The sequence below is a fragment of the Actinomadura luteofluorescens genome (genome assembly GCF_013409365.1).
GTDB lineage: Bacteria > Actinomycetota > Actinomycetes > Streptosporangiales > Streptosporangiaceae > Spirillospora > Spirillospora luteofluorescens.
Genome location: NZ_JACCBA010000001.1, coordinates 2,209,282 through 2,229,851, shown reverse-complemented (window position 1 = coordinate 2,229,851; position 20,570 = coordinate 2,209,282). Strand labels below are relative to the sequence as shown.

Annotated in this window: 23 protein-coding genes; 11 read left to right on the top strand and 12 right to left on the bottom strand. The window is 73.5% G+C overall.

Annotated elements, in window-relative coordinates; all coding sequences use genetic code 11:
* Window position 1: 1 nt before the first annotated feature.
* Together BJY14_RS10210 and BJY14_RS10205 are read left to right on the top strand one after the other, a co-directional pair.
* Window positions 2-1,483 (top strand): complex I subunit 4 family protein, encoded by a 1,482-nt coding sequence (locus BJY14_RS10210; protein WP_179843382.1) that lies wholly within the window; start codon window positions 2-4, stop codon window positions 1,481-1,483.
* Entirely contained in the window at window positions 1,483-2,850 is a 1,368-nt protein-coding gene (locus BJY14_RS10205; RefSeq protein ID WP_179843381.1) for an NADH-quinone oxidoreductase subunit N, read from the top strand. The genes BJY14_RS10210 and BJY14_RS10205 overlap by 1 nt, the downstream gene beginning before the upstream one ends.
* On the opposite strand, the gene BJY14_RS10200 is transcribed toward BJY14_RS10205, so the two are convergent.
* Together BJY14_RS10200 and BJY14_RS10195 are read right to left on the bottom strand one after the other, a co-directional pair.
* Window positions 2,847-3,962 carry a glycoside hydrolase family 113 protein gene (locus BJY14_RS10200; protein WP_218905258.1) on the bottom strand — a complete coding sequence of 372 codons (1,116 nt, stop codon included), beginning with the start codon at window positions 3,960-3,962 and terminating at the stop codon, window positions 2,847-2,849. The two genes, BJY14_RS10205 and BJY14_RS10200, sit on opposite strands and share 4 nt — an antisense overlap.
* 124 nt (window positions 3,963-4,086) lie before the next feature.
* Window positions 4,087-4,485, bottom strand: coding sequence for an NUDIX hydrolase (locus BJY14_RS10195; protein WP_258938485.1), 399 nt, complete (start codon window positions 4,483-4,485; stop codon window positions 4,087-4,089).
* Window positions 4,486-4,569: 84 nt separating this feature from the next.
* Here BJY14_RS10195 and BJY14_RS10190 point away from each other — a divergent pair, with 84 nt between their 5' ends.
* Complete coding sequence (locus BJY14_RS10190) at window positions 4,570-5,544, top strand: LysR family transcriptional regulator (RefSeq protein WP_312879115.1); 975 nt, start codon at window positions 4,570-4,572, stop codon at window positions 5,542-5,544.
* On the opposite strand, the gene BJY14_RS10185 is transcribed toward BJY14_RS10190, so the two are convergent.
* From BJY14_RS10185 to BJY14_RS10165, 5 genes are all read right to left on the bottom strand, one after another.
* Window positions 5,541-6,773 carry an NAD(P)-binding domain-containing protein gene (locus tag BJY14_RS10185; protein WP_179843379.1) on the bottom strand — a complete coding sequence of 411 codons (1,233 nt, stop codon included), beginning with the start codon at window positions 6,771-6,773 and terminating at the stop codon, window positions 5,541-5,543. The genes BJY14_RS10190 and BJY14_RS10185 overlap by 4 nt on opposite strands.
* 83 nt (window positions 6,774-6,856) lie before the next feature.
* Window positions 6,857-7,159, bottom strand: coding sequence for a DUF202 domain-containing protein (locus tag BJY14_RS10180; RefSeq protein ID WP_179843378.1), 303 nt, complete (start codon window positions 7,157-7,159; stop codon window positions 6,857-6,859).
* Window positions 7,156-7,545 carry a YidH family protein gene (locus BJY14_RS10175; protein WP_179843377.1) on the bottom strand — a complete coding sequence of 130 codons (390 nt, stop codon included), beginning with the start codon at window positions 7,543-7,545 and terminating at the stop codon, window positions 7,156-7,158. Before BJY14_RS10175 ends, BJY14_RS10180 begins: the two co-directional genes overlap by 4 nt.
* Before the next feature lie 67 nt (window positions 7,546-7,612).
* The gene (locus BJY14_RS10170; protein WP_179843376.1) at window positions 7,613-8,269 is read right to left on the bottom strand and encodes a MerR family transcriptional regulator; all 657 of its coding nucleotides are present in this window, start codon (window positions 8,267-8,269) and stop codon (window positions 7,613-7,615) included.
* Between the two features lie 177 nt (window positions 8,270-8,446).
* Window positions 8,447-9,166, bottom strand: a complete 720-nt coding sequence (locus tag BJY14_RS10165) for an IclR family transcriptional regulator (protein ID WP_179843375.1) — start codon at window positions 9,164-9,166, stop codon at window positions 8,447-8,449.
* A gap of 118 nt (window positions 9,167-9,284) precedes the next feature.
* Between BJY14_RS10165 and leuC the strand changes: the two genes are divergently transcribed.
* The 4 genes from leuC to BJY14_RS10145 all read left to right on the top strand — a co-directional run bounded on the left by leuC (window position 9,285) and on the right by BJY14_RS10145 (window position 12,108).
* A complete protein-coding gene (leuC, locus tag BJY14_RS10160) occupies window positions 9,285-10,682 on the top strand; it encodes a 3-isopropylmalate dehydratase large subunit (RefSeq protein ID WP_179843374.1) in 1,398 nt (465 codons plus the stop codon).
* A gap of 9 nt (window positions 10,683-10,691) precedes the next feature.
* Window positions 10,692-11,279: a 3-isopropylmalate dehydratase small subunit gene (gene leuD / locus BJY14_RS10155; protein WP_179843373.1), complete on the top strand. Its 588-nt coding sequence runs from the start codon at window positions 10,692-10,694 to the stop codon at window positions 11,277-11,279.
* 158 nt (window positions 11,280-11,437) lie between these two features.
* The gene (locus BJY14_RS45055; protein WP_179843372.1) at window positions 11,438-11,671 is read left to right on the top strand and encodes an SCO5555 family protein; all 234 of its coding nucleotides are present in this window, start codon (window positions 11,438-11,440) and stop codon (window positions 11,669-11,671) included.
* 158 nt (window positions 11,672-11,829) lie between these two features.
* Window positions 11,830-12,108, top strand: coding sequence for an HU family DNA-binding protein (locus tag BJY14_RS10145; protein ID WP_026403810.1), 279 nt, complete (start codon window positions 11,830-11,832; stop codon window positions 12,106-12,108).
* A gap of 106 nt (window positions 12,109-12,214) precedes the next feature.
* Here the strand turns inward: BJY14_RS10145 and BJY14_RS10140 are convergent, their stop codons facing one another.
* Window positions 12,215-12,427 (bottom strand): cold-shock protein, encoded by a 213-nt coding sequence (locus BJY14_RS10140; protein WP_179843371.1) that lies wholly within the window; start codon window positions 12,425-12,427, stop codon window positions 12,215-12,217.
* 10 nt (window positions 12,428-12,437) lie between these two features.
* Complete coding sequence (gene cofC, locus BJY14_RS10135) at window positions 12,438-13,115, bottom strand: 2-phospho-L-lactate guanylyltransferase (protein WP_179843370.1); 678 nt, start codon at window positions 13,113-13,115, stop codon at window positions 12,438-12,440.
* Between the two features lie 84 nt (window positions 13,116-13,199).
* Between cofC and BJY14_RS10130 the strand changes: the two genes are divergently transcribed.
* From BJY14_RS10130 to BJY14_RS10120, 3 genes are all read left to right on the top strand, one after another.
* On the top strand, window positions 13,200-14,108 hold the full coding sequence (locus tag BJY14_RS10130) for a lysophospholipid acyltransferase family protein (RefSeq protein WP_179843369.1): 909 nt from the start codon (window positions 13,200-13,202) through the stop codon (window positions 14,106-14,108).
* A 17-nt stretch (window positions 14,109-14,125) separates the two neighbouring features.
* On the top strand, window positions 14,126-15,115 hold the full coding sequence (locus tag BJY14_RS10125) for an NAD(P)H-dependent glycerol-3-phosphate dehydrogenase (protein WP_179849280.1): 990 nt from the start codon (window positions 14,126-14,128) through the stop codon (window positions 15,113-15,115).
* Between the two features lie 71 nt (window positions 15,116-15,186).
* Window positions 15,187-16,311: a D-alanine--D-alanine ligase family protein gene (locus BJY14_RS10120; protein WP_179843368.1), complete on the top strand. Its 1,125-nt coding sequence runs from the start codon at window positions 15,187-15,189 to the stop codon at window positions 16,309-16,311.
* Window positions 16,312-16,321: 10 nt separating this feature from the next.
* Here BJY14_RS10120 and BJY14_RS10115 read toward each other — a convergent pair whose 3' ends face one another.
* Window positions 16,322-17,287, bottom strand: a complete 966-nt coding sequence (locus BJY14_RS10115) for an IS481 family transposase (RefSeq protein WP_179843367.1) — start codon at window positions 17,285-17,287, stop codon at window positions 16,322-16,324.
* Between the two features lie 110 nt (window positions 17,288-17,397).
* On the bottom strand, window positions 17,398-19,257 hold the full coding sequence (locus BJY14_RS10110; RefSeq protein ID WP_218905256.1) for a beta-propeller domain-containing protein: 1,860 nt from the start codon (window positions 19,255-19,257) through the stop codon (window positions 17,398-17,400).
* 159 nt (window positions 19,258-19,416) lie between these two features.
* Between BJY14_RS10110 and BJY14_RS10105 the strand changes: the two genes are divergently transcribed.
* On the top strand, window positions 19,417-19,989 hold the full coding sequence (locus BJY14_RS10105; protein WP_179843366.1) for an acetamidase/formamidase family protein: 573 nt from the start codon (window positions 19,417-19,419) through the stop codon (window positions 19,987-19,989).
* Window positions 19,990-20,162: 173 nt separating this feature from the next.
* On the opposite strand, the gene BJY14_RS10100 is transcribed toward BJY14_RS10105, so the two are convergent.
* Window positions 20,163-20,534 carry a carboxymuconolactone decarboxylase family protein gene (locus BJY14_RS10100; RefSeq protein WP_312879112.1) on the bottom strand — a complete coding sequence of 124 codons (372 nt, stop codon included), beginning with the start codon at window positions 20,532-20,534 and terminating at the stop codon, window positions 20,163-20,165.
* Between the last annotated feature and the right edge of the window lie 36 nt (window positions 20,535-20,570).

Below are 20,570 nucleotides of genomic sequence, written 5' to 3'. Positions count from 1 at the left end.
GATGCTGAATCTGGTGATCTTCCTCCCGCTGGCGGTGGCGCTCGCGCTGCCCGCCGTCCCGCGCCGCGCGGTCCCCTGGGCGTGGATCGGCGCCTGCGTCCTGGACCTCGCGCTCGTCATCGGGATGTGGGCGGCGCACGGCACCGGCGGCGGCGTCGCGTACGAGACGAACGTGCGGTGGATCCCGTCCGTCCGAGCCGGCTACCACGTCGGCGTGGACGGCCTGTCGCTGCCGCTGCTGGCCCTGACCGCCGTCCTGTTCGCCGCGTGCGCCGTGTACTCGCTGCGGCAGACCCACCGGGTGCGGGCGTTCGCGATCCTGTTCCTCTTCCTGGAGACCGTCTGCCTGGGCCTGTTCGCGGCCCTCGACCTGCTGCTGTTCTTCGTCTTCTTCGACCTGTCGATCGTCGGCATGTACTTCGTGATCCTGCTGTGGGGGCACGGCGACCGGACGAGGTCGGCGCTCCAGTTCTTCCTCTACACGTTCCTCGGGTCGCTCGTCCTGCTGCTCGGATTCATCGGCCTCTACCTCGGCGCCGACCCCCACACGTTCGACATGGTCGAGCTGACTCGGACCCCGCCGCTGAGCGGCGGCCCGGCGGGGCTGACGCTCCTCGCCGTCGGGATCGGCCTCGGCATCAAGACCCCGGTCGTGCCGTTCCACACCTGGCTGCCGCCCGCCCACACCGACGCGCCCGCCGCCGGGTCGGCGATCCTCGCCGGGGTCATGCTGAAGATGGGCACCTACGGCCTCGTCCGCATCGCGATGCCGATGCTGCCCGACGCCTGGCGGCGCTACGCCCCGGTGTTCCTGATCGTCGGGCTGGCCGGCGTCCTGTACGGGGCGCTGGTCGCGCTGGCGCAGGACGACGTCAAGCGCCTGGTCGCCTACACGTCGGTCAACCACATGGGCTACATCGTCCTCGCGCTGGGCGCGGCCGGGTACGCCACCGGCGACGCCGACGCGCGGCGGCTCGCCGTGACCGGCGCGGTCACGCAGATGGTCAGCCACGGCCTCGTCACCGGCGCGCTGTTCCTGCTGTGCGGCGTCCTGTACGACCGGGCCGGCAGCTACGACCTCGGGCGGTTCGGCGGCATCGCGCGCGGCGCGCCCGTCTTCGCCGCGCTGACCGCGGTGGCCGCGTTCGCCTCGCTCGGGCTGCCGGGCCTGTCCGGGTTCGTCGCCGAGTTCCAGATCTTCGCCGGGACGATCGGGAGCGGCACGGCGGCGACGGCGGTCACCGGCGCGCTGGCCGTCCTCGGCATCCTCGTCACGGCCGCGCTGTTCCTGCGCGTCCTGCACCGCGCCGTGCTCGGGCCGCCCGGGGAGCTGACCCCGCTCGTCACCGACGTGCGCCGCCCCGAACTGGCCGCGCTCGTCCCGCTGCTGGCCCTGTCGCTGGTCATCGGTGTCGCGCCGCGCGTGCTGCTCGACACGATCGAGCCGCTGTCGGCGGCCGTCGTCGCGCTGGTGGGCCGCTGATGAACGAGAACCCCGCCGACCTCGCCCCCGAACTGTGCGTGCTGGCCGCCGCCGTGGCCGGGCTGGTGGCGGGGATGTTCCTGCCACGCGCGAGGCAGTGGCCGGCCCCGGCGGCCTGCTCGGCCGGGCTCGTCGCGGGCCTGGCCTTCGCGGGGGCCGCGGCGGCCCGCCCCGGCCTGACGGCGTTCGACGCCTTCTCCGTCGACGCGATCACGCACGTCACCCGGATCACCGTGCTCGGCTCGACGCTCGCCGTCGTCCTCCTGGCGGCCGGGCCGGTCCGGGGCCATCCGAGGGAGAGCGAGCACCACGTCCTGATCCTGCTGTCCGCGCTCGGGACGATCATGCTCGGCGCCTCGTCCGACCTGCTGGTCCTCGTCGCCGCGTACCTGCTGGCGAGCGTCCCCGCCTACGCCCTCGCCGGGTTCGGCAAGGACGCGCCCGGGACCGAGGCCGCGCTGAAGTACTACCTGATGGGCGCGCTGCTGGGCGTGTTCATGCTCGGCGGCGTGACGCTGCTGTCCGGCGTGGGGCGCGGCACCGCCTACCCGGTGCTGCGGACCGGGCTCGCCGGCGCGCCCCCGGCGGCCGTCGCGGCGGGCCTCGTCGCGCTCCTGGCCGGGCTGCTGTTCAAGGCGGGCGCCGTCCCGGGCCACTACTGGGTGCCGGACGTGACCGAGGGAGCCCCGCCCGCCGTCGCCGCGTACGTCACCACCGTCCCCAAGATCGGCGCGTTCGCGGCCCTCTACCGCTTCGGCGCGGAGATCTCCCCGGACGGCTGGCCCGTCCTGCTCGCCGTGATCGCGGCGGCCACGATGACGCTCGGCAACCTCGCCGCGTTCGGGCAGGACAACGTCCGGCGCCTGCTGGCGTACTCGACCGTGAGCCAGGCGGGCTACCTGCTCGTCCCGGTCGCGATGGCGGGACGCAGCGACCTGGCCCGGCCCGCGCTGCTGTACTTCGTCGCCGCCTACGCGGTGACGAACCTCGGCGCCTTCGCGGTCGTGGTCGCCGCCGGCCGCGACGACCTGGCCGGATACGCCGGCCTGCTGCGCGCCTCCCCGCTCCTCGGCCTGTCCCTCGTCGTCTGCCTGCTCGGCTTCGTCGGGACGCCGCCGACCGCCGTGTTCGTCGGGAAGGTCCTGATGTTCGGTGCCGCGCTGGACGGCGACCACGCATGGCTCGCGGCGGTGGCCGCCGTGAACACGGTCGCCAGCGTCTTCTACTACCTGCGCTGGATCGTCCCGCTGTTCCGGCGGCCGTCCGGCCCGCCGCCCCCGGCGCGCGGCGCCACCGCGATCGCCGCCGCCGCCGCGCTGCTCTCCCTGGCCCTCGGCATAGCCGGAGGCGCCGCCCTCGCCGCCTAGGGGGCGTAGCGGCGGGCGAGGGTGCGGAAGGCGAGCTTCGGCTCGAAGTGGCCGGTCCGCTCGTAGCCGAGGCCCGTCTCGGGCGGCAGTACCTTGACCAGGGAGAACCCGGCCATGTCGAGGTCCCTGGCGGGATCGGGGGAGGAGGGGCCGTCGGGCTCGATGAAGTCGTAGACGAACGCGCCGTACACACCCTCGGCCTCGTACACGTCCAGCAGCTCGGAGATGTAGCGGGCCTGGGCCCCCTCGTCGCGGACGTAGCCCGGCGGGATGACGGGCGGGTCCTGCGACCAGTCGACGATGTCGAACCCGTCGCCGCCGCGCCTGTCCGCGCCCCGGTAGGTGCAGCATCCGAACTCGGTGATGACGACGGGCTTGCCGAACCGGTGCAGGGCCCGGACGTCCTGGACGTAGGTCGCCTCGTTCGTCTCGTCCCGGTACAGGTCGACGCCCACGACGTCGAAGCCGCGCCAGGCGACCTCCTCCCAGACGCCCGAGGTGTAGGTGAGACGGCCTCCGAACAATGGCCGGACGGTCCGGAGCGCCCGCGCGAGGAACGTGTTCAGCCGCTCGTCGTAGCCCTCGCCCGCCGGGGTCCCGAGGTTGCCCGCGCGCTCCCGCCAGTCCCTGCCGGGCACCAGCCCGTCCATGAAGATCGTCAGCTCGCACCCGACCGAGATGCCCACGCCCGGGTGGGTGCGGCGGAGCCCCTCGGCCGCCCTGGCGAGGGCGGTGAGGAACCTCAGCGTCCTCCGCGCGTCCTTGTCGAACTGGCGGGCCTCGAACCAAACGAACATGCCCTCCCGCGCCGCGCAGCGGGCCGCGAGCATGAGGCGCCCGAGGTCGGAGCCGAGCAGGATGATCGCGTTGCAGTGCAGGTCGCGGCGGATCGCCCGGATCTCGCGCCGCACGTACGCGGGCCTCCACACCTCGCGTTCGGTGTCGTAGTTGACGCCGTGCTGCGGCAGCGGCCGCCCTCGGACGGGCGCGGCCGACGCGGTGCCGGTCATCGCGTCGCAGGCGATCACCGCCGCCCCGGACACGGCGGCCGCCGCCGTGCCGGCGAGCACGGTCCTGCGGCTGATCCGCGCCATGGGTTCCGTCTGTGACAAGGTCTGCTCCTCGCTGGTCGGGCCGCCCGCCACCGAGCCTTCCGGGGGCGGCCGTGCCCGGGCAGCGGCCACCGGACCACGCCCGCGCCGACCAAAGTCGCCGGGCGCGGGGGCCGAAGGTCGATCAGGCGAGCATGCCGTGCCGCTCGGCGAGGTCGAGGGCGGCCTGCGCGGCCGGCGCGAGCAGGTGCCGGTCGCCGCGCCCGACGTAGACGTACTCGTCCACCTCGCCGGCCGCCGCCATCGCGCCCCGGTAGGCGGCGGTGAAGCAGGCCATGCGGACGTGGGCGAAGTCGGGCTGGTCGTGGGCCGGGGCCCGGATCACGCCCAGTTCCCGGAAGGACGTCCGGTCCAGCTCCAGATCCAGCTCTTCGCGGACCTCCCGGGACAGGGCCGACCAGTCGTCCTCGCCCGGCTCCCGTTTCCCGCCGGGCAGGTACAGCAGGTCGCGGCCACGGGACCGGACGGCGAGCATCCGGCCGTCCGACACCTGGATCCACGCGACCACGTCAAGATCTTCCACGACGGCCATTGTCCCCCAGGGCGCCCGGCGGCGCGCGGCCGCGGGCGGCGGACCGGCGCCGCCCGGTGGCCGTATGCTCCGGGGGTGCGCGCCGAAGCCCTCGACCCCGTCCTGCTGCGGACCTTCGTCGCCGTCGCCGACCTGGGCTCCTTCACCGCCGCGGCGGCCGCGGAGGGCTACACGCAGTCCGCCGTCTCGCGGCAGGTCGCGGCGCTGGAGGACGTCTGCGGGGTGGAGTTGTTCGCGCGCGGCGCCCGCGGCGTGCGGCCGACGCCCGCCGGGGAGTACCTGCTCCCGCACGCGCGCGCCCTCCTCGACCGGCTCGCCGACACCGCCCGCGCCCTCGACGGGCTGCGCCGGCTCGACACCGGGACCCTGCGGCTCGGCGCGTTCGCCACCGCCAACGCCGTGCTCGTCCCGCGCGCGCTCGCCCGGTTCCGTGCCCGGCACCCGGGCGTCCTGCCGCTGCTGCGCGAGGGCACGACCGAGCGCCTGCTGCCGATGCTGGAGGCGGGCGACCTCGACATCGCGCTGGTCAGCACGCACAAGGTCCCCTCGATCGCCGCCGACGGCCTGGTGGCCCTGCTCGACGACGCGCTGCTCGTCGCGCTGCCGTCCGGCCACCGGCTCGCCGCGCGCGAGCGCGTCCCGCTCGGGGAGCTGGCGGACGAGCCGTGGATCGTGGCCGACGACCCGGCGGCGATCGCGGCGCTCCACGCCCGCTGCGAGGCGGCCGGGTTCGTGCCGCGCACACCGCTGCGGGTCGCCGAGTGGATCTCCAAGCTGGGGCTGGTCGCCGAGGGGTTCGGCGTCACGCTCGTCCCGGCGCTGGCGGCCTCCGCCATGGCGCGGGACGGCGTCGTGCTGCGCGCCGTGGCGTCCGGCCGGTCCCGCCGCGCCGTCTACGCGGCGGTGGGCCGGCACGCGCGCAGGTCCCCGCCCGTCACCGCGTTCCTCGCGGACCTGCGGGAGGTGGCCGCCGAGCTCGGCCCCGGGGCAGAGCGGCCGCGCCCCGAGGGAGGGGAGCCGCGCCCCGAGGGCGGGGAGCACCGGCCCTAGGGGACGGCCGCGACGATCTCCACCTCCAGCAGGGCGTCGGGGTGGAAGAGCCGGGACACCTCGACGGTCGTGCTGGTCGGCGGCGTGCCCGTGAAGTACCGCCTGCGGACGTCGCCGTACTCGCGGAGCCGGTCCAGATCGGTGACGAACGTCCGGATGTTGACCACGTCCCCGAACCCGGCCCCGTGCGCGGCGAGGATCCGCTCCAGCAGCGACATGATCACCTCCGACTGGCGGGTCATGTCGCCGGGCTTGTCGATCGCGCCGTCCTCGCCGAGGGCGATCTGCCCCGACACGTACAGCATCGGGCCCTGCGTCACGTAGGCGGTGTGGGAGTAGGCCGGGTTGGGCGGAGCCGGGACGGTGCCGGGGTTGCCGAGCGTCACGCGCATGGGCGGGGTCCTCCTGATGTGGTCGGTGAGGGAGACGAGGTCGTGGCCGCCGAGCCCGGCGGCGAGCGCGGCGTCCGTCCGGGCCCGCACGGCGGGCAGGACGCCCGCGGGCGGGGAGCCGTCCAGGGCGAGGCCGAGGTCTTTGGCCGCCAGAGCGAGCGTGAAGCGCGGCGCGTCGCCGCCGGTGTGCTCCTTGAGGCGGCGGGCCTGAGGGCTGGTGCGCCCGAGGGCGTCCAGGGCGAGGCCCGGGTCGACGCCCAGCCGGTCGGCCAGGGCCAGCGCCTCGCCGAGAACGGCGAAGTTCCCGACGAGCGCGCTGTTCACCACCAGCTTGAGCGAGGCGCCCGAGCCGGGCGGCCCGACGTGCCGGACCTCCCCGAGGACGGCGAGGGCGCCGGCGCAGCGGGCGAGATCGTCCGGCTCGGCGCCGGCGAGGATCACCAGCTCGCCCGCCTCCGCCTGCGGGAGGCTGCCGGAGACCGGCGCGTCGACGTACCCGATCCCCTCGGGGAGCCGGCTCCGGACGCGGTGGACGGCGGCCGGGCCGATCGTCGACATGTCGGCGACCAGGGCGCCGGGCGGCAGGGCCGCGGCGGCGCCGTCCGGGCCGAACAGCACGGCCTCGACGGCGGCCGCGTCGGTGAGCATCGTGACGACCAGCTCGCGGTCCCGGGCCGCCTCGGCGGGCGTGCCGCGGACGGCGGCGCCCGCCTCCGCGAGCGGCGCGGCCCGGGAGGGAGTGCGGTTCCATACGGTCAGGTCGTGCCCGGCGGCGGCGAGGCGCCGGGCCATCGGGACGCCCATGCGTCCCAGTCCGAGAAAGGCGATTCGTGTCATGGCGCGACCGACGCTAGACGCTCAACACTCATGCCACCAGCGAAGACTTCGCACGCCAGCCATGCGCGGCACGCATGCCTCGATCAGAAGGCGAGGACGGCGGCGACTCCCGCCAGCAGCATCGCCAGACCGGTCGTGATCATGATGGAGACCGGGTCGGCCGCGCCCGCTCCGGAGGGCAGGGCGCGCCGCGCGTGGAAGCTCCTGCGGGTGCGGCGCAGCATCAGCGCGGCCCCGCCGCACACGACCGCCGCCGCGAGGACGGTGCCCGGAGCCGAGGGGGCGAGCCGCACGCACAACAGCCCCGCGCCGATCAGGGCCAGGGTGGTGCGCGACCACGCCAGCGCCGTCCGCTCCGGCTGCGCGCCCGGGTCCCGGAGTTTCACCGGGTGACCAGCAGCGCCACCAGCAGGACGATCGCGGCGCCCGCCAGCCCGTAGGAGATGACCGGGGCCAGCGCGGGCGGCGGCAGCGTCTCGGAGCGGCGCAGGGCGCGCTCGGTGCGCAGCCACCGGCGGAACGCCAGCACCGCGACGAGGGCGCCGCCCGCGGCGAAGCCGACCGCGAGCACCTGCCGCAGCGGCGAGTCGATCAGGTCACGGGCCAGGGCGAGGCCGATGCCGCCCGCGATCAGCGCCAGCGCCGTGCGGATCCAGGCCAGGAACGTGCGCTCGTTGGCCATGGAGAAGCGCGGATCGGGGTCGTCGCCCTCGGCGAGCAGGCGGTCGGTCCACCTGCCGCCGGAGGAGCCCGGAGGCGTTGTCGCGGTCATCGCCTTTCATATTAGGCGAAGAAAGCGAAAGCCCTAAAACGGGGGCGTGAATGGCAATTCCGACCGTCTATCCCGGAAATGCCTGGTGGGACGGGTCGGGCGCGGCGAACCGGCGCGCCGAGGCGTCCTCCTGCGCCAGCCGGTGCAGCGACGTGAGGACCTGCTCGTAGAGGATGGTCGAGACCAGCAGCGAATGGACGGTCCGGGCCCGCGGGGCGCCCTCGGCGACCCGTCCGATCTCGTGCTCGGCGACCTCGGCGGCGGCCTTCACGTAGGGGCGCAGGTCCTTGAGGGTGATCGGGAAGCCGAGCCGGCGCAGTGCCACGAACCCGTGCGCCAGCAGGTCGCGGGCTGGGGCGCGGTCGTCGACCTGCCAGCCGAGCTCGCGGACGATGGCGTCGACGTCCTCGCGGGCGGCCCGCCAGTGCGGGTCGTGCGGTGCGGCGACGTGCGGGCCGACCGCGTGCTGGGTGGTGGCGAACAGCTCGTGCATGCCGACCCCGTCGTCCTCGACGGCCTCGATGATCTCCTGGATCGCCGAGATCGGCATGTCGCCCACCTCGCGCAGCGCGCTGATCAGCCGGAGCCGATCCAGATGCCGCCCGTCGTACTCCGAGCGCGTGGCGCTCACCACCGAGCCCTTCGGCAGCAGGCCCTCCCGGATGTAGAACTTGATCGTCTGGACCGTCAGCCCGCTGCGGTCGCTGAGCTCGGAGATCTGCACGTTGCACCCCCTTGACCGAAGGCAACGGTAGCGAGGTCGGAGGCGCGGAGACCGGCACAATCTCAGGTCCGTCCGGCTTATGGTGATTCGCACCGCGGCCGGATCAGGCCGCGTGTCCGGGACGGCCGGCCGGCACGTTGATCGGGACGGTCATCAGGACGGTGAGCGGGGCGCTGATCAGGACGCCGTGCGGCGCATGCCCTCGGAGATCTTCTCGGCGGCGGCGGCGACGGGCGCGGCGTGCAGGCGCCCGGGGGAGCGGGTGAGGCGTTCGAGGGGCCCGGACACCGAGACGGCGGCGATCACCCGTCCGGCGGCGCCGCGGATGGGGGCCGAGACGGAGCCGACGCCCTGCTCGCGCTCGCCGACGCTCTGCGCCCAGCCCCGGCGCCGCACGGACGCCAGCGTCGTGGCCTCGAACTTGGCGCCGCGCAGCCCGCGGTGCAGCCGGTCGGGCTCCTCCCAGGCGAGCAGGATCTGCGCGGCCGACCCCGCGGTCATCGGCAGCGCCGCGCCGACCGGGATGGTGTCGCGCAGGCCGCTGGTGCGCTCGGCGGCGGCCACGCAGACCCGCACGTCACCCTGGCGGCGGAACAGCGACGCGCTCTCGCCGGTGTGGTCGCGCAGCTGGGCCAGGACGGGCTGCGCGATCGCGAGCAGCCGGTCCTCGCCGGCCGCGACCGCGAGCTCGGCCAGCCGCGGCCCGAGGATGAAGCGCCCCTGCGTGTCGCGGTGGACGAGGCGGTGGTGCTCCAGCGCGACGGCCAGCCGGTGGGCGGTGGGGCGGGCCAGCCCCGTCGTCTGGACGAGCTGGGCGAGCGAGGCCGGACCGGCCTCCAGCGCGTTCAGCACGAGCACCGCTTTGTCAAGTACGCCGACTCCGCTAGAGTTGTCCATGCATTGATATTGCCGTCTCGTAATTTGAGATGCAAATCGAGGTGGCCGAGACCGCCCGGGGTGACCGGGACCACGGCGCGACGCAGCGCCGACCGACCAGCACAGGTGAGGTGGAGTGATGGGCCGAACACTGGCCGAGAAGGTGTACGACGCTCACGTCGTACGGCACGCCGAGGGCGAGCCCGACCTCCTCTACATCGACCTGCACCTCGTCCACGAGGTCACCAGCCCGCAGGCGTTCGACGGGCTGCGGATGGCGGGCCGCCAGGTCCGCCGCCCCGACCTGACGATCGCCACCGAGGACCACAACGTCCCGACCACGGACCTGCTCAAGCCGATCGCCGACCCGGTGTCGCGCACCCAGGTCGAGACGCTGCGCAAGAACTGCTCCGACTTCGGGATCCGGCTGCACCCGATGGGCGACGAGGGCCAGGGCATCGTCCACGTCATCGGCCCGCAGCTGGGCCTGACCCAGCCCGGCATGACCGTCGTGTGCGGCGACTCGCACACCTCCACGCACGGCGCGTTCGGCGCCCTCGCCTTCGGGATCGGCACCAGCGAGGTCGAGCACGTCCTCGCCACGCAGACGCTGCCGCAGATCCGGCCGAAGACGATGGCCGTCACGGTCGAGGGCGCGCTGCCCGAGGGCGTGACCGCCAAGGACCTGATCCTCGCGATCATCGCACGGATCGGCACCGGCGGCGGCCAGGGCCACATCGTCGAGTACCGCGGCGAGGCCGTCCGGTCGCTGTCGATGGAGGGCCGCATGACGGTCTGCAACATGTCCATCGAGGCCGGCGCCCGCGCCGGGATGATCGCCCCGGACGCGACCACGTTCGCCTACCTCAAGGGCCGCCCGCACGCCCCGCAGGGCGAGGACTGGGACCGGGCCGTCGAGTACTGGACGTCCCTGCGCACCGACGACGACGCGGTCTTCGACCGGGAGGTCGTGATCGACGCGGCCGAGCTGACCCCGTTCGTCACCTGGGGGACGAACCCCGGCCAGGGCCTGCCGCTCGGCGGGTCCGTGCCCGACCCCGCGTCCTACGACGACCCGGCCCAGCGCCAGTCCGCCGAGCGCGCCCTGGAGTACATGGGCCTGACCGCCGGGACGCCGCTGCGCGACATCGCCGTCGACACCGTCTTCGTCGGCTCCTGCACCAACGGCCGCATCGAGGACCTGCGCGCCGTCGCGGGCGTGCTGGAGGGCCGCAAGGTCGCCGACGGCGTCCGGATGCTGGTCGTCCCCGGCTCCATGAAGGTCAAGAAGCAGGCCGAGGAGGAGGGGCTGGACGCCGTCATCTCCGCCTCCGGCGCCGAGTGGCGCGAGGCCGGCTGCTCGATGTGCCTGGCGATGAACCCCGACAAGCTCACGCCCGGCGAGCGCAGCGCCTCCACGTCCAACCGTAACTTCGAGGGCCGGCAGGGACCGGGCGGGCGCACCCACCTGGTGTCGCCCGCCGTCGCCGCCGCCACCGCCGTCACCGGGCACCTGGCCGCGCCCGCCGACCTGTAAGGAAGCACGATGGAAGCGTTCACCACCTACGCCGGGCGCGCGGTGCCGCTGCGCCGCAGCAACGTCGACACCGACCAGATCATCCCGGCCGTGTGGCTCAAGCAGGTCAGCCGCACCGGGTTCGACAAGGGCCTGTTCTCGGCCTGGCGCGAGGACCCGGAATTCGTCCTGAACCAGCCGCGCTACGAGGGCGCGGGCATCCTGGTGGCCGGGCCCGACTTCGGCACCGGATCGTCCCGCGAGCACGCCGTCTGGGCGCTGCAGCAGTACGGCTTCCGCGTCGTGATCGCGCCGCGGTTCGGCGACATCTTCCGCAACAACTCCACGAAGATGGGCCTGCTGCCGGTCGTCCTCACGGGCGAGCAGGTCGAGGCGCTGCAGAGCGCGGTCGAGAAGGACCCCGCCCTGGAGATCACCGTCGACCTGGGCGGGCGCGAGGTCCGCTGGGGCGCGGACACGGCGACGTTCGAGATCGACGACTACACCCGCTGGCGGCTGATGGAGGGCCTGGACGACATCGGCCTCACGCTGCGCCACGCCGACGCGATCGGCGACTTCGAGGCCGCCCGCACCGCGCTGCTCCCCACCACGGTCTAGCCCTCGGAGCCCCACGGCACACCGCCCTTGGCGCCGGATATCGGGAGGTATCCGGCGCTACGGGCGCGCCCGAACGTACCCCGGGCGAGACGGTCGGCATGGGCGCGGGGGAGAATCCCCCTAGTGAGCAACGACCGCCGACCGTTGGGGGACTCCAAGTGAGCACGGCCCCGTGGACAGGGCCAGAGTGGGACGATCCGACGTTGACGCAGCTCGCACGCCAGTTGCGTGACGCTCATCGCGCCGTGGCGCCGCTCCCGCCCCAGGACCGGCAGCGGCTCATCCGGCACCTGCTGGCGATCACCGATCTGGCCAAACGGGACGCCGAACTGGCCGCTCGCAGGCTGGACGCGTTCCTCGCCGATTTCCAAGAGGGGCCCGACGTCGGTTAGCGTGCGCAGTGGCCGGATCCGGTCCGGTCACCGGGCGAGACGGGGGCGAGACCGACAAAAACGCCAGCGACACGCCATCGTTTGCGTGCAGGTGATTGTGTCCATGGTGGTGGTCCCTTAGTTTCGTTCGGGCAAGGGGGGAACTAGAGGAGTAACCCATGAACAAGCGTGAGCTGGTCGACGCCATCTCTGACCGGCTGGGCAGCAAGAAGGCCGCAGCCGAGGCCGTCGACGCCATCCTGGAGGCGATCCAGACCGCCGTCGCCAAGGGCGACAAGGTCGCGATCACCGGGTTCGGTTCGTTCGAGAAGGCCGACCGGCCTGCCCGCACGGCCCGCAACCCCGCAACGGGCAAGACCATCGAGGTTCCCGCGACGTCCGTGCCGAAGTTCAAGGCGGGCGCCGACTTCAAGAACCTGGTGGCCGGCAAGAAGTAAGTGCCTCACCGCGTCAGCGCCCGGGACCGCAGGGTTCCGGGCGCTGCCGCGTTCCCGGGCCCGGCCCGGACGCGCCCGCCCGGGACGTCTGTGCGGAGCGCCCCGCTCAGGCGGGCGGGGAGGGCAGCGGGAAGGTCGACAGCGTCACCACCGAGACCCGGTCGCCGTCCAGCGCCAGGTTCACCCGCTGGCCGAAGCGCAGCAGCCGCAGGCCGCCCGCCGCGAACGCCTCGGCGTCGAAGGGCAGTTCCGTCCCGTCGTCGAGGAGCACGCTCCCCGAGCGGGTTCCCGCGTCGAACGCCTTCACCGTCCCCTGCATGCCCCAGACTCTAGGCCAACGAGGGCAGGCGGGACGCGACGGCCGTGGTGCGGGGACCGGCGCCCAGGGCGAGCGCCGCGCGGAGGTCGTCCGGTGTGTCGACGTCGCGGCGTACGCTGTCGGTGCCGGGCAGCAGGATCTCCCGGGCGCCGCGGGCGCGGTGGGCGGTCCGCGAGCCGCTTCCGAACGCGGGGGAGAACGGGACGCCCGGGCGGGCCGTGTAGAGCGTCGTGCCGACGCCGGCCGCGTCCGGCACGAACGCCTCGGGCACGGCGCCGGCGGCGTCCAGGACCCGTGCGAGTTCAAGAGGCCGCAAAGCGGGCAAATCAGCCGAAAGCGCCCCGACGCCGGCGTCGGAGGCCAGCTCGCGGCCGCGGCCGGCGCCGTAGACCAGGGCCGGGTTCAGGCCGGCATCCGGAACGTCCGGAACGATCCGGGCGCCGAGGGCGGCGAGCTCGGCCGCCGGAAGGGGATCGTCGGTGACTACGATCACGTCGCGGACCCGGTCGCAGCGCAGCGCGGCGGCGACCGTGTCGGCCGCGACCGCGAGCGCCAGGGCCTCCCGGTGCGGACCGGCCGCCGCGGACATGCGGGTCTTGGCCCTGGCGAGGACCTTCACGGGGACCACGAGCGACCACCGGAGCGGCGGCGTCCCGTGCGCTTGCGCGGGGGGTGCTGGTGTAGACATGGCAACTCGACACTATGCGCACGCAACCGCGACACTTGAGGACACCCCAGGTTCACCTGTGGGACGGATCGAGGGAGGGGCGAGATGAGCGGAGCGAAGCAGGGGGCCGCCCCCTCGCAGGAGGGACGCCCGGGCCACCGCTACTCGCCGGGATGGCGCACGCTCACGATCGTCATCTTGCGCCCGCTGCTGTACGGGCTGCTCAGGCGCGACTGGCGCGGCCGCGGCAACGTCCCGAGGAAGGGCGGCGTCATCATCGCCGCCAACCACATCTCCGAAGCCGACCCCCTCGCGCTCGCCCACTTCGTCTACGAGTCGGGCCGCTACCCCGTCTACCTGGCCAAGTCCACGCTGTTCGACGTGCGGTTCATCGGGGCGGTGCTGCGCGGTACCGGCCAGATCCCGGTCTACCGCGACAGCGCCGACGCCTCCCTCGCCCTCAGGGACGCCGAGAAGGCCCTGCTGGACGGGGAATGCCTGATGTTCTACCCGGAGGGCAGCTGCACCCGCGATCCGGAGCTGTGGCCGATGACGGGCCAGACCGGCGCCGCGCGGATGGCGCTCAAGACCGGCGCCCAGGTCGTTCCCGTCGCGAGCTGGGGCGCGCACGAGCTGATGCCGTACAAGAAGGGCGAGCAGAAGGGCCTCGCGGGCAGCCTGAAGAAGGGCGTCCACCCGCTGCCGCGCAAGAGGATGCAGGTGATCGCCGGGCCGCCCGTCGACCTGACGCGGTACGCGGGGCTCCCGCTGGACCGCGACACCCTGCGCGCCGCCACCGACGACATCATGGCCGCGATCACCGCCCTGCTCGGCGAGCTGCGCGGCGAGGAGCCCCCGGAAGTGCCCTTCGACCACCACAAGGTCCTGGAGGAGCGCCGCCGCGCCGCGCAGGAGCAGGCGGCCGAGACGGCCAGGGGCGCGGTCCCCGAGCAGGCCAGACCGTCCGGGCCCGAGTCCGCCCGCGCGGCCGAACCGAAGGCGGCCGACTCGTGACCTTCCGTACCGCGGTGATGGGCTCCGGCTCCTGGGGCACCACGTTCGCGATGATGCTGCACGACGCCGGCGGCGAGGTCGTCCTGTGGGGACGCCGGCCCGAGGTGGTCGAGGGCATCAACGAACGGCACGAGAACGCCGACTACCTGCCGGGCGTCCCGCTCCCCGAGACCGTCCGCGCGACCCTGGACCCGGCGGAGGCCCTGCGCGGCGCCGACTTCGTCGCGCTCGCCGTCCCGGCGCAGACGCTGCGGCACAACCTCGGCGGCTGGGTCCCGCTGCTGCCGCGCGAGGCCGTCCTGGTCAGCCTGATGAAGGGCGTCGAGCTCGGCACCACCCGCCGCATGTCGGAGGTGATCCGCGAGGTCGCCGACGTCCCCGAGGAGCGGGTCGCGGTGTTCAGCGGCCCGAACGTGGCGCGCGAGATCGCCACCGGCGAGCCCAGCGCCGCCGTCGCCGCGTGCGTGGACGAGGACGCCGCGCGCGGCCTGCAGGCCGCCACCATGACGTCCTACTTCCGCGTCTACACCTCCACGGACGTGATCGGCGTCGAGCTGGGCGGCGCGGTGAAGAACGTCGTCGCCCTGTGCGTCGGGATGTCGGTCGGGCTCGGGTTCGGCTCCAACACCCAGGCGCTGCTGATGACCCGCGGGCTGGCCGAGATCGCCCGGCTCGGCGCCGCCCTCGGCGCCGACGAGCACACCTTCGCGGGCCTGGCCGGCATGGGCGACCTCGTCGCCTCCTGCGTCTCGCCGCTCGCGCGCAACCGCACGTTCGGCGAGAACCTCGGCCGCGGCATGACGCTGGACGAGGTCATCGCCGTCACGAAGCAGACCGCGGAGGGCGTGAAGTCGGCCGAGGCGGTGCTGGAGCTCGCGCGCAAGCACAACGTGGAGATGCCGATCACCGAGGCCGTCACCGACGTGCTGCACCGCGGCGTCCCGATCAAGGAGGCGGCGATCTCGCTGATTTCGCGGTCTCCCAAGCCCGAGCGGTACGGGGTGTGACGGAATGACCGCGCACCGCGCCCGGTTCGCTCGTGGCCGACCCGTGCTGATCACCGGTAGGGTCGGGCGTCATGTCCCAGGTTTCTAGGATCCGCGTGGCGGTGGTCTTCGGCGGGCGCAGCTCAGAGCACGCGATCTCCTGCGTCACCGCGGGAGCCGTCATGGCCGCCATCGACCGGGACCGGTACGAGGTCGTGCCGATCGGCATCGCCCGCGACGGGCGCTGGGTGCTCCCGCCCGCGGACCTGCGCCTGGCGATCGAGGGCGGCCGGCTCCCGGAGGTGACCGCGGAGGGCGGCGTCCTCGCGCTGCCGTTCGACCCCGACAGCCGCGGCCTGATGGTGGTCCGGCCGGGCGAGGTGCCCGCGACCCTCGGCGACGTCGACGTGGTCCTGCCGCTGCTGCACGGCCCCTACGGCGAGGACGGCACGATCCAGGGGCTGCTCGACCTCGCCGGCATCCGCTACGTCGGCGCCGGCGTGCTGGCCAGCGCGGTCGGCATGGACAAGGGGTTCATGAAGCTCGTCTGGCAGGCGCGCGGCCTGCCCGTCGGCCCCTACGTGCTGGTCGGCGACCGCGAGTGGCGGCGCGAGCGCAAGCGCAAGCTCGACGAGATCATCAGGGAGCTCGGCCTCGCCGACGGCACGCCGGTGTTCGTCAAGCCGGCCCGCGCCGGGTCCAGCATGGGCATCACCCGCGTCACCGACGAGGCCGGCCTGGAGGCCGCCGTCGAGACGGCCCGCGAGCACGACCCGAAGGTCATCGTCGAGGGCGCCATCGAGGGCCGCGAGATCGAGTGCGGCGTCCTGCAGGGCGTGGACGACGGTCCGGCCGAGGTCAGCCTGCCCGCCGAGGTGCTGATGGCGGGCGAGCACGACTTCTACGACTTCGAGACGAAGTACCTCGACGGCTCCACCACCATGGCCGTCCCGCCGGACCTGCCGCCCGCGGCGATCGAGGAGGTCCGCCGCATCGCCGTGCAGGCGTTCGACGCCCTCGACTGCGAGGGCCTCGCCCGGGTCGACTTCTTCCACACGCCCGACGGCCGCTGGATCCTCAACGAGATCAACACGATGCCGGGCTTCACCCCGGCGTCGGCGTTCCCGCAGATGTGGGCCGCGACGGGGCTGGACTACCCGGCGCTGGTCGACCGGCTCATCCAGACGGCGCTCCAGCGCTCGACGGGGCTGCGCTAGCTGTACTCGGTCATGATCTTGGTGACAGTCGGGTGATGGGTGGCTTGCCGCCCAGGGCCGAGTGGGGGCGTGTGGTGTTGTAGTGCTCCAGCCAGGGCTTGAGGGCTTGGGTGCGTTGGTCGTTGCTGGTGTAGGGGCGCCGGTAGGCCCATTCGGTGGCCAGGGTGCGGTTGAGGCGTTCGGCTTTGCCGTTGGTCCAGGGATGGCGGGGTCGGGTGAACTTTTGGCGGGCGCCCAGTTGGGCGCAGGCCTGCTGGAAGGCGGCCGAGACGCGGTAGTTCTTGGCGTTGTCGGTGAGCACCCGGTGGATCCGGGTGATGCCGTGGCCGGCGAAGAACGCTGCGGCTCGGGTGAGGAAGGCGGCGGTGGTGGTGCCTTTCTCGTCGGGCAGGACTTCGGCGTAGGCCAGGCGGGTGTGGTCGTCGATGGCGGTGTGGACGAAGTCGTAGCCGATGCCGCGGACGCGGACGGCTTGGCCGCGGCCGTGTGCCCGCCAGCCGCCGCCGTCGGGGATGCGGCCGAGTTTCTTGACGTCCAGGTGGATCATCTCGCCCGGTGCGTCGTGCTCGTAGCGGCGCTCGCTCGCGCGGGACGCGCGGATCCGGGTGCCGGTCAGCGGGTCGCAGGCCGCCAGCACCGGCACACCGTGACGGCGCAGGATCCGGGTGACGGTGCGGGCCGGCACTCCGGTGGCCGCCGCGATGTGGTCGGGCCCGGCACGCAACTCATCTCGGGCGGCCAGCACCCGCTCCTCGGTCTTGACCGGGGTCCGGGACGGGCACGCGCGCGGCCCGCTGCGCCGCTCGGCCAGCCCGGCCCAGCCTTGGTCACGGAACCGTCGGACCCACCGGTGCGCGCATTGCCGCGACACCCCGAGCTCGGCGGCGACGTGCGCGACCGCACGCCGGTCGAACACGACACGGCGAACCAGTAGACATCTGCCATGAAGCGTCAGCCGGGCATTAGCGTGACCCACAAGGACCTCCTGGTGACGGTGAAGTCGGTGAAACTCCACTACGCCAGGAGGTCCTCTTGCTGATCAAAGACCTACCGGTCAGGTGTCACCAAGATCATGGCCAAGTACAGCTAGCGGTAGGCGAGCCAGTCGCCGCCCTTGAGGGTGGACGCGTCGACGGCGTGCGCGCCCGCGCCGGAGAACGTCCAGAGGGTGTCGCCGATGACGAGCGAGCGGCCGGCGCCGTCGCCGGGATGCTTGCCCGGAGGCCGGACGGATCCGAGCTTCGTTACGCCCGCGCCAGTGACTTTGAGGACGAGGGTCTCGGGCGGGCCGCCGTCCCGCGGCGTCACCGGGACGGCCGTGAGGCCCGTCTTCGGCCAGTACAGGAACGCGTGCGGGTCGAACTCCGCCTGGGAGGCGGCCCCGGGGAGCTTGTAGGCGTCCAGCCTGCGGGGCCCGGCGGAGACGTCGAAGAGGGACACCTGGAGGCCGCTCGTCCGGCCGGAGGCGTCGGCGTCCTGGCCCACGCCGAGCAGCTTCCCGTCCGCCGTCGGGTGCAGGTAGGCGGAGAAGCCGTTGATCTTGAGCTGGCCGGTGGTCCGGGGACGGCGGGGGTCGCGGAGGTCGACGACGTACAGCGGGTCGGTCTGCCGGAACGTCACGACGTAGCCGGTGGCGCCGATGAACCGCACGGAGCGGATCTGCTCGCCCTTGCCGAGACCGTCGAGCCGTCCGATCTGGTCGAGTCGCGGGCCGTGCTGGGCCAGGACGTACACCGAGCTCTGCGACGCCCTGCTGCCGGGTTCGATCCGGCTGGTCGTCGCGGCCAGACGCAGGTTCCCCTCGTGCTCCGACATCGAGTACTGGTTGAGGAGAAAGCCCTTCACCGAGCCTGAGGCGACGTAGCTGGGGCGCCCGCTATCGCGGATGTCGAACTTGTAGATGTCCGTACGCGGCTCGACCACCTTCTTGCGCGGCCACCCGAACAGAGCCGGGGGAGTGCCGGTGACGTAAAGGCTCTCCCCGTTGCCGTAGACGGTCGAGCCGTCGGCGGTCATCGCGACCGGCTGCGGGTCGCCGAGGCCCTTCGCGAGGTCGAAGGTCAGCATGGTCAGCATCGAGGAACCCGCGTACGAGGACGGGCGGCTGACCTGGTCGCACGGCGTTCTGTACGACGTCCCGCCCTCCACGTCGAAGGACGGGAGCCAGGCCTCAAGCGGGGCCCTCCGCACGGCCTCCCGGTTCGCCGTGACGGACTTCTTCTCGCTGTCGCCGCCGGGGAAGTCGATGCGCGGCAGGGACCTCATCACCACGCGGACGGTAGAGCCGGTCTGCCGCGCGTCCAGGTAGTCGGCGCCGGACGTCATCGTCCCGGCGACCTTCGGCCTGCCGGACAGATCGACCAGCGTGAGGCGCGTCGTCTGCGTCGGCTCGGGCAGCGTTCGGCCCGGCAACGGCCGTCCCGGCCCTTCGAACGGGATGGCTCTGGCCTGCCGGGTGAGCACGAGAACGCGGTCACCGCTGAGCAGGAGTTCCCCGCTGTCGTAGCGGGTGCCGCCCGGCAGTTCCAGTGTGTGCGTCACCTTGCGCGATGCCGGGTCGACGATCCTGAGGCGCCCCTGGGCGAACGCGACGATCCTGCGGCCGTCGGTCTTCACGAGATCGGGCTCGTCCGCGCCCGGTTCGTGCGAGTTCGTCGTGGAGTGCTCCGGAGCGGGCGCGGGAGCCCCGGGCACCTTGCCCGCGCTCGGCGCCTTCGCCAGCGCCTCGATGCCGTCGACCGGCACGCCACCGAGCCCGTACGGGCCGACCTTGTCCAGGGTGGCGCGGCGCAGCTCGTCGAGCAGCGCGTCGCAGCCCCGATAGGCGACGAGCCGGACCGGCGGGGCCTCGGCGTCCCGGTCGGGGGCCTGCTCGGACGGGGTGCACGCGGCGGTCCCGGCAAGCAGGAGCGTCGTCGCGACCGGGAGGAAGATGCGACCACGCATGGACTTTGGACGCCCGCCCTCGCCGCCTGGTTCCCCGGAGGGCGGCGTTTTCCGGTGAAGGCCGTCTTACGCGAGCGTCAGCGCGCCGAAACCGTCCGGAAACAGCGGCTGGGCACGATCGGAGCATCGCCTGTCCCCTGCCGGAAGGAGCACTGCCCGATGCCCTCACCAGCCATGTTCGACCTCGGCGACCCCGGGATGCGGGACGTTCTCGGACACTCCCACTGGCACCCCGACATCCCGGGCGTGGCGGAGGTCATCACGGGCGGGTCCGTCCGGATGGAGTGCCCCGGCCGGGAACCCGGCCTCGGGACCCTGCTGTGCGGCCCGCTCGTCGTCGTCGGAGCCGAACCCGGCGACGTGATCGTGGTGGACGTGCTGGCCGTCGGGCGCCCCGGAGGCGCCCGCGACGCCGGCGGCCACCCCGGGATCATCGGCTGCGCGCCGTCCGGCCCCGTCGCCGTCCCCGGCGACGCGCGCGGCCGCGACGTGGGCGGATGCCTCATCGCCCCCCTGTCCGCAGGCTCCCGCCTCCTGCTGCCGGTGCACGTCCGAGGCGCGAAGCTGTCGGTGGGCGACCTGCACTTCCCGCGCAGAGGCGCCTACGAATGCGGCGAGCCCGGCGCCGCCGGCTGGATCGACCTGCGCGTCAGCCTCACCCGGCAGGGCGTCGAACGGTTCCGCGTGACCGGGCCGATGCTGATGCCCGACCCGACCCCGCGCCTGTGCTAGGCAGTGTTTCCACGTCCCGGCCCACTTCGCTCGCCTTGCGGCTCGCTGCGTGACCGGGCCTGGGCGAACGCGGCATCGCTTCGCGATCTGCCCGGTTCCGCTCGCCTCCGGCTTCGCTCCACCGGGCAGGTCACGCGTTCGCGCGCGTGGCCGGGGCCACTTCGAGACAGGCCCTAGCCGTCCCGCCGGGCGCGCTTCTCGTGCCTCGCGATCAGCGTGTCGATCTGGACGCTCAGCTTCGACCCGAGCGGCCAGCCGATGTAGTGGGTGAGGAAGACGCCGATCTCGCGCAGCTCGTCCGGGGACAGCTCCCCGTTGGCCAGCGCCGCCGGGATCTGGATGTCGAGGACGTCGTTCAGCCCCTGACCGGCGAGGACCCCGACGAGCAGCAGCCGCCGGTCGCGCATGCTCAGCCCGGGCCGCGTCCAGATGTCGCCGAAGAGGTGCTCCACGGTGATCCCGAAGAAGTCGCCGGGCCCGTCCGACACCTCCCACCCGTACACCCGGCGCATCATCTCCAGCCCGCGCTCCCGCCGCCCCTCCACGCCCCCTGGTTCGCTTTGCTCAGGCGTGTTCTCTGT

Excerpts from the sequence above, each read along its gene's own strand:
- BJY14_RS10210 (WP_179843382.1), top strand. The coding sequence starts at position 2 with ATGCTGAATCTGGTGATCTTCCTCCCGCTGGCGGTGGCGCTCGCGCTG.
- BJY14_RS10205 (WP_179843381.1), top strand. The coding sequence starts at position 1,483 with ATGAACGAGAACCCCGCCGACCTCGCCCCCGAACTGTGCGTGCTGGCC.
- BJY14_RS10185 (WP_179843379.1), bottom strand. The coding sequence starts at position 6,773 with ATGACACGAATCGCCTTTCTCGGACTGGGACGCATGGGCGTCCCGATG.
- BJY14_RS10175 (WP_179843377.1), bottom strand. The coding sequence starts at position 7,545 with ATGACCGCGACAACGCCTCCGGGCTCCTCCGGCGGCAGGTGGACCGAC.
- BJY14_RS10165 (WP_179843375.1), bottom strand. The coding sequence starts at position 9,166 with ATGGACAACTCTAGCGGAGTCGGCGTACTTGACAAAGCGGTGCTCGTG.
- leuC (WP_179843374.1), top strand. The coding sequence starts at position 9,285 with ATGGGCCGAACACTGGCCGAGAAGGTGTACGACGCTCACGTCGTACGG.
- leuD (WP_179843373.1), top strand. The coding sequence starts at position 10,692 with ATGGAAGCGTTCACCACCTACGCCGGGCGCGCGGTGCCGCTGCGCCGC.
- BJY14_RS10145 (WP_026403810.1), top strand. The coding sequence starts at position 11,830 with ATGAACAAGCGTGAGCTGGTCGACGCCATCTCTGACCGGCTGGGCAGC.
- BJY14_RS10140 (WP_179843371.1), bottom strand. The coding sequence starts at position 12,427 with ATGCAGGGGACGGTGAAGGCGTTCGACGCGGGAACCCGCTCGGGGAGC.
- cofC (WP_179843370.1), bottom strand. The coding sequence starts at position 13,115 with ATGTCTACACCAGCACCCCCCGCGCAAGCGCACGGGACGCCGCCGCTC.
- BJY14_RS10130 (WP_179843369.1), top strand. The coding sequence starts at position 13,200 with ATGAGCGGAGCGAAGCAGGGGGCCGCCCCCTCGCAGGAGGGACGCCCG.
- BJY14_RS10125 (WP_179849280.1), top strand. The coding sequence starts at position 14,126 with ATGGGCTCCGGCTCCTGGGGCACCACGTTCGCGATGATGCTGCACGAC.
- BJY14_RS10120 (WP_179843368.1), top strand. The coding sequence starts at position 15,187 with ATGTCCCAGGTTTCTAGGATCCGCGTGGCGGTGGTCTTCGGCGGGCGC.
- BJY14_RS10110 (WP_218905256.1), bottom strand. The coding sequence starts at position 19,257 with ATGCGTGGTCGCATCTTCCTCCCGGTCGCGACGACGCTCCTGCTTGCC.
- BJY14_RS10105 (WP_179843366.1), top strand. The coding sequence starts at position 19,417 with ATGCCCTCACCAGCCATGTTCGACCTCGGCGACCCCGGGATGCGGGAC.